Genomic DNA, 1605 nt, shown 5'->3' with positions numbered 1-1605 from the left:
GTCGGTGCGGGTACATCCGTTGTGTCTCCCGCTCGATGCGGTGGCTCTGGAACACCGTCCAATCGCCGTTGAGGAACTCACTTCGGACGTCCAACATGGCCTGGGCACCGGCCCTCGTCCACCGCATCCCGGACCGCTCCAGCCGGTCCTTCACGTAGTGCCGGCACGCGCCCTCGATCACACCGCTGGCGATCGGGTAGCCCTCGCGCAGGTACTCGTCGTACCGCATCCGGCCGGCGTTCCCCGACAGGTACCCGCAGATCGTCCCGAGGGCCTTCTTCCTCGACCCGCTCAGTCCCCGAGTGGTCCCCAGTCGCCGCAACCCGGCGACCACTCCCTTCACGCACCCGCCCAGGATTCGCTCCACCCGGTCACGGACGAACTGGGTCGCCCCCGGCGTCCCTTCCCGGTGGAACAGGTGGGCGGCCTGCCACAGACGGGGCGTGACATGGAGGATGTCCAGCACCTCCACCGCCCCCGGCACGTGCCGGACCCGGCCGTCCCAGAGGGCCTCCGGCCCGTCCATCACGCACACCACCGGACGCCCCGACGGGTTCCGCCGGCCCAACTCACCGGTCAGCCACCCGAACACGGCGTCGATCGGCTCCCCCAGGGACCCGTCCGACGCACGGCTCAACCGCCCCCACACGTGCTTGCCCACCGGCACCGGCCGATCCGGTCTCGGAGCCCGGTCCGAACGGGGATCCCGGAACAACGCGGCGGTCACCTCAGCCGCCGTCCGCGGGTGCCGATCGACCGAGTACACGGCCCCGACGATCGCCATCCGCTTCTTGTTCGCCTTATCACCTTTGCCCCGGCGGGCCTTCGCCGGCGGGTCGCCCGCCCCCCGCCGCATCGGCACCCCCTTGCCGTCCGCCGACACCACGAACACCGCCCCCTCGTCGGCCGGCCCCGGGACCGGCCGCGCGGCCCGGAACGACTCGACCGAGGCCGCCACCCGGCGGTGGTTCCGCTCCAGGGAATCGACGGGTTGTTCGACCCCGAGGATGTCGCGGATCGTGGCCGCGACCCGGGCGAAGGCGGACTCGCACCCGAGTGCGGCGTCCCACTCCTGGAGCAGGTAGGAGTAGTCGCTGGCGGGCAACTGGAGGCGGTTGTCCAGCGGTACCAACGCGATCCGCTGTCCGTCCCGGGTGCCGTAGCAGGTCCGAGTCAGGGTGAAGTCCCCGAACACCGAGCGATACGTCCGGGCGTGGGTCGTCGGGAGCCGGTCGGCGACCGAGCCGTCGGGGAGCGCGACCTGGGGGCCACGTCCCCGGTCCCTTGGAGCTTGAGGAACAGGCCCAGGGCCGCGCGTCCCAACTCGAGGACCCGGTCCCAGATGGCCCGCTCGACCTCGTGGGCGGGACGCCCCTGATGGGCCGCCTGATGCGCGAACGCGAGCAGCGGGTCGGTGAGGGCGCTCAGGGACGGGGCATTGCCGATCTCGGCGGCGTGTGCGATCATGACTCACGGCCTTCTTGGTTCGGGCGACGGGTGGTGTGGTAACTCACGTTTTCCGCCAAGAAGGCCATTTCGTCACCAGCCCATGCCAAGATCACTTACATAACAACACTTTTCACACCGAGCCCGACCGGTTACGCC

At 70.5% G+C, this 1605-nt stretch carries 1 protein-coding gene; it reads right to left on the bottom strand.

Annotation, left to right across the window (positions count from 1 at the left end):
• The coding region (locus tag R5W23_RS07610; RefSeq protein WP_320685819.1) for an ISKra4 family transposase at positions 1 to 1474 on the bottom strand (1474 nt) is incomplete at its 3' end.
• Positions 1475 to 1605: the final 131 nt, after the last annotated feature.

The sequence above is a fragment of the Gemmata algarum genome, assembly GCF_034097035.1.
Lineage (GTDB): Bacteria > Planctomycetota > Planctomycetia > Gemmatales > Gemmataceae > Gemmata > Gemmata algarum.
This window is presented reverse-complemented; position numbering and strand designations above follow the sequence as displayed.